Origin of the sequence: Streptomyces xiaopingdaonensis, from assembly GCF_000262345.1 — a bacterium.
In the GTDB taxonomy this organism is placed as follows: domain Bacteria; phylum Actinomycetota; class Actinomycetes; order Streptomycetales; family Streptomycetaceae; genus Streptomyces; species Streptomyces xiaopingdaonensis.
In genome coordinates this window covers 1-4585 of sequence record NZ_AJTQ01000213.1, presented here as the reverse complement: position 1 = coordinate 4585, position 4585 = coordinate 1, and the positions used below count along the sequence as shown (strand labels likewise).

Sequence of the window (4585 nt, the reverse complement as noted above, 5' to 3'; positions counted from 1 at the left end):
GTCGTCGAGCCGGTGGTGGCCGCCGTCTGAGCGACCGCGGTCAGCGCCACCCCAGAAAGTGGAACCCGGCGCCTCACCCGACACGACAGCCGGGCCCTCAACCTGACCCGATCCCAGAAAGCGGCGGCTCACAAGCACAGAGCCCCCCAACCAACTCACGAGAACTCATGAACGATCGAGGCTAGGCCGCCGGAAGCGCTCCGCGGTCAGCCGAGGAACTCTTCGGCCTTGACGCCTGCGACAAACTGAGCGAACGAGTCAGGCCGGAACGACAGGACAGGGCCCGCCGGTTCCTTGCTGTCGCGCACAGGGACGACACCCGTCGTCTGGGCCGTACTGGGGAACCACTCCAGACAGTTGCCGCCCTCGGGACTGCTGTAGCTCGACTTGACCCACTGGGCCGGTCCCATCTTCATGACAGAGTCTCCATCTGCTTTACGATCAGGCGCGCACTCTCCCTGGGCGACAGTGCGTCGCTGGTGAGTGCATCGTAGGTCCGCAACGCCGTCTGCACGTAAGCGGAATCCTCGACGATGCCCGCCGTCCGGTAGTTCTCCACACAGACCGAGACGGCTTGGCTCGATGAGGTGAGCAACGTAACCGGCCAGTCGATGAACAGATGCGCTGGAGCGTCGAGCGGGAGGATCTGGACCCGGACCGTGGGTCGCTCCCCGGCGTCCAACAGGGCTTGCAGTTGGGTGCGCATGATGTCCGACGGACAGAATCGACGGCGCAGGACTGATTCGCACAAGACCAAGCGCACATCCGGTGGTGTCTCAGCAGCGAAGATCGCTTGCCGCGTGACCCGGTTGTCTACGAACCCCGCCACCTCGTCCTCACCTGCGAGAGGGGAACCGCCTTTGACGAGGTAGCGCGCGTAGTCAGCGGTCTGGAAGAGACCGGGCACGATGGTAGGGGACCACTCCCGGATGAGCACGGCAGAGCGCTCCAGCGCCATCCGTCGTCGGTACAGGGATGGAAACGAGGAAGCGACCGCTTCCTCGTAGAGGCGCTTGAACTTCCCGTCCGTGCTGAACACCTGGTCCAGGAGCGCCGGAAGAGCCGCCGGGACAGGTCCGTCACACCTCTCCACACGCGAAATCGTGCTCTTCGACGTGCGAGTGATCCTGGCCAAGTCGGTCTGGGTCAGCGGCCTGCCCGGATACAACTCCCGTTCGCTCCGGCACTCTTCCGCGAAACGGCGGCGCGGGTCCTGCTCATGTTCCGCGGCCGCTGCGCTCATATTTCCCCCTGACCACAGTTCTGGTCGCGCCTTGCCGGTTGCTGTTTTCGGCGGTCAGCGGCTTATGCATATGCCGCCAGTGCCAAACTCCAGGTTGGAAGTTGGAACACTCGCCAGCGTACCGAGTCCTGCCCCACTCTTGTGACCAGTCCACCGCCCGACGCAAGCCCGCGGCGGTGACTCCTCAGCGCGCTTATGGGGGAACGTGGCTCGCAGTCCGGCAGAGGGGATTCCCATGGGTAGCCGTGCCCAAAAACTGTTTCCCACAACACAGTTGACGACTTCGGACGAACGAGCTCTGGCGTGGGAGCGGAAACGCCTCCTCCCCGACGCTTGGATGCGCTTCCGCCTTGACGTGCCCGGTGGGGGTACCCGTACTGCGTGCCGGACAGGGCACTCCTGCGGAGTGTGGAAGCCGGGCTGAAGAGGGTGTCGCGTGAGCATTCCTGAAGAGGCATCCGCGGTTCTGGTTGAGTGCGCCCCAAGCTGAAGCCTGTCCCGGCATGGGAAGCGCACCAACTCCGCGCCCTGGCCGGTCTGTACCGCACCCAACGCCGGGGGCTGACGTGAAGTGCCCGACGCACCGGGAATCGAAGAAGAGGCCGGCTCAACCGAAGAGTCCCTGGACGCATTCAGGATGCCCCTGTCCGGCAGGGCCGGGTAGTACCACCGCGAAGGATGGACAACAGAAGCACGGCGACCCCGCCGCGCCGCGAAGAGAAGGGCACTTTATGTCGACTACTACCACGGAACGCCCCCGCATTCCCTGGGGCATCACGCGCATGCGCCCCTACCCGAGCACCTACCAGCCCGGGTACGCCACGGTCGAACTGGACCCGGCAACCCAGGTCGCCGTCTTCCGCGACGAGCGCGGCGGCGTCGTGGAGATGGGTAAGCACGGCACCGCCAAGGGGACCGAGACCAGCCCGCAGTCCACCAACCTCGACAGCCGCAACGACACCGACCACGACCAGGACGACGAGCAGGATTGATGAGCGGCGCTGAACCGGTCGCGGTCGTCACCGAAGTGGACGACGTGACCGCCGACATGGTGATTGCTGAACTCAACAGGCGCGGTGTCCCGGTCGTGCGGTTCGACCTGTCGGAGACAGGCGACCGTCTTACGCTCTCTGCCCGGTTCGGCGCCGGTCCGGTCACTCCCGCCGGCACTCTCCGTACCCCCTCCAGAACAGCCGACTTGGAGGGGGTGCGGGCCGTGTACTGGCGCCGCCCCACTTGGCCCCGCTTCGAGCATCTGGATGCCCAGGACGCGCGGTACGCGGAGGCTCATGTCCGCCACGGTCTCGGCGGAACGCTCTACGCGCTGCCGAACTGCCGCTACGTCAACCATCCCCTGAGCAACCGTGCCGCCGAACACAAGCCTCTTCAACTGGCCGTGGCCCGACGTCTGGGCCTGACGATCCCGCCCACTCTGATCTCCAACGACCTGGCAGCCGTCCGGTCCTTCATCACCGAACACGCCCCGGTGATCTTCAAGACCCTTCGCTGGACCCCCTACCGCCGGAGCGACGGCGTGGGGCTGACCACGTGGACCGAGCCCGTCTCCGCCGACGACGTGGACGAGAACGTGACCGTGGTTCCGCACCTCTTCCAGGCCCGGGTCCCCAAGGTCGCGGACGTGCGGGCGGTCGTGGTCGGCGGGAAGGTGTTCGCCGTCCGTATCGACTCCGACCTGTTGGATTGGCGCGCGGACTACAGCGCCTTGACCTACACGCCCATGACCCTTCCCGGCGCAGTGGAACAAGCCCTGACTGCACACCTTGACCACTTCGGCCTAGCCTCCGGCAGCTACGACTTGTGCCTCACCCGTGACAACGGCCTCCACTGGCTGGAGCTGAATCCGAACGGCCAATGGGGTTGGCTCGAAGACGAGACCGGACTACCCATCGCTGCCGCGTTCGCTGATCTCTTGGCGCAAGGAGCCCCGACGTGACCCGTCCCGACTCCACCAACCTCCGCCAGGACTTGGCGAACCTCCTGCAACAGGGAGGCGTGCTGAAGACCGCCGAATGGCGAAGGGCGGTCGAAGACGTGCCCCGGGAACGGTTCCTGCGATTCTTCTTCAAGGACGCTCCCGGCCCTGACGGCCACCTCCGCTACACCCCCGTCTGCCCAGACACGAACGAGGATGAGTGGCTGGCTCTCGTCTACCGGAACGAAACGTGGGTGACCCAACTCGACGACCACGTAACCGCCGACACCGCAGAGGGGCCATTGCCCGGCTTCCCCACCTCCTCCTCCACGATGCCCGCAACAGTGGTCGGGATGAACGAAGCCCTGGACGTGGAAGACGGCATGACCGTCTTGGAAATCGGCACCGGGACCGGCTACTCCACGGCCCTGCTGTGCCACCGCCTGGGGGAGGACAACGTCACGAGCGTCGAAGTCGACCCCGAGGTGGCCCGTCGGGCGGACGATGCCCTGGAAGCAACCGGATACTCCACGTGGACCGTCGCCGGGGACGGACTCCTGGGCCACCCCCGCCGGGCACCCTACGACCGCACCATTGCCACGTGCGCGCTCCGCCGCATCCCGTATGCGTGGGTGAGGCAGACCAAGCCGGGCGGCATCATCCTGGCCACCCTGAGTCCCAGCTCTTGGTCCTACGGAACCGGACTGGCCAAGCTCACCGTGAAGGACGGGACAGCCGAGGGGCGCATCATCGGCCGTACGTCCTTCATGCCGGCCCGCGCGGAGGCGGTCGTCCCACTCTCCGGGGACCTTGCGGCCCGTGCCGCGTACGCCGACACCGAGCGGAAGACACGCCTGTCCCCTGATGTGCTGAACGACTGGATGCCCGCCTTCCTTGCCCAACTCGCCGCTCCAGGGGCTCAATTGATCCACGCGGTCAGCGATAGCCGGGAGGTGGTGTACCTGTTCGACACCGAGCGGGAGGCATTCGCTGCCCTCACTGCCGACGGGGACCAATGGAGGGTGCGCCAGGGCGGACCCGTCGCGATCTGGGACGCCATCGAAGAGGCGGTGACCGCCTGGCAGAAGGCAGGCGAGCCCGACATCACCGCTGTCCGCGTGGCGGTTACGCGGAATGCGCACACCTACTGGATCGACGGCAAGCAGATCAGCAACGACCGACGGTCGAAATGGCTCGGAGGGAAGGAACCAACCCTGCATTGGGAGCACTCGCATCCGCCCTTGACTGCTTGATGTCCGGGACGGCGGGGAGATCCTGCACTGTTCCTTCCCGGGTGGGGTCGTGTACGCCGTGCCTGTCCGGAAAACTGCTGCGAGCCCAAGAGTTGGAGCGCTCTTGAAGGCAAGGGCCGTCCTCGGCCGGAGCCGCAGCTCCACCCTCGCGGTACA

The 4585-nt window shown here is 66.1% G+C and carries 5 protein-coding genes; 3 read left to right on the top strand and 2 right to left on the bottom strand.

All coding sequences use genetic code 11. From position 1 onward, the window contains the following. Positions 1-206: 206 nt before the first annotated feature. Positions 207-416 carry a DUF397 domain-containing protein gene (locus UWG_RS0116865; RefSeq protein WP_016908392.1) on the bottom strand — a complete coding sequence of 70 codons (210 nt, stop codon included), beginning with the start codon at positions 414-416 and terminating at the stop codon, positions 207-209. Beyond that, positions 413-1243: a DUF5753 domain-containing protein gene (locus UWG_RS0116860; RefSeq protein WP_016908391.1), complete on the bottom strand. Its 831-nt coding sequence runs from the start codon at positions 1241-1243 to the stop codon at positions 413-415. Before UWG_RS0116860 ends, UWG_RS0116865 begins: the two co-directional genes overlap by 4 nt. 731 nt (positions 1244-1974) lie before the next feature. Between UWG_RS0116860 and tgmA the strand changes: the two genes are divergently transcribed. From tgmA to tgmC, 3 genes are read left to right on the top strand one after another with little or no spacing between them, the layout of a single operon-like run. Beyond that, the gene (gene tgmA / locus UWG_RS0116855) at positions 1975-2235 is read left to right on the top strand and encodes a putative ATP-grasp-modified RiPP (RefSeq protein WP_033196206.1); all 261 of its coding nucleotides are present in this window, start codon (positions 1975-1977) and stop codon (positions 2233-2235) included. Next, positions 2235-3197, top strand: a complete 963-nt coding sequence (gene tgmB / locus UWG_RS0116850) for an ATP-grasp ribosomal peptide maturase (RefSeq protein ID WP_016908389.1) — start codon at positions 2235-2237, stop codon at positions 3195-3197. Before tgmA ends, tgmB begins: the two co-directional genes overlap by 1 nt. Further along, positions 3194-4429 (top strand): ATP-grasp peptide maturase system methyltransferase, encoded by a 1236-nt coding sequence (tgmC, locus tag UWG_RS0116845; RefSeq protein WP_016908388.1) that lies wholly within the window; start codon positions 3194-3196, stop codon positions 4427-4429. Before tgmB ends, tgmC begins: the two co-directional genes overlap by 4 nt. Positions 4430-4585 lie beyond the last annotated feature (156 nt).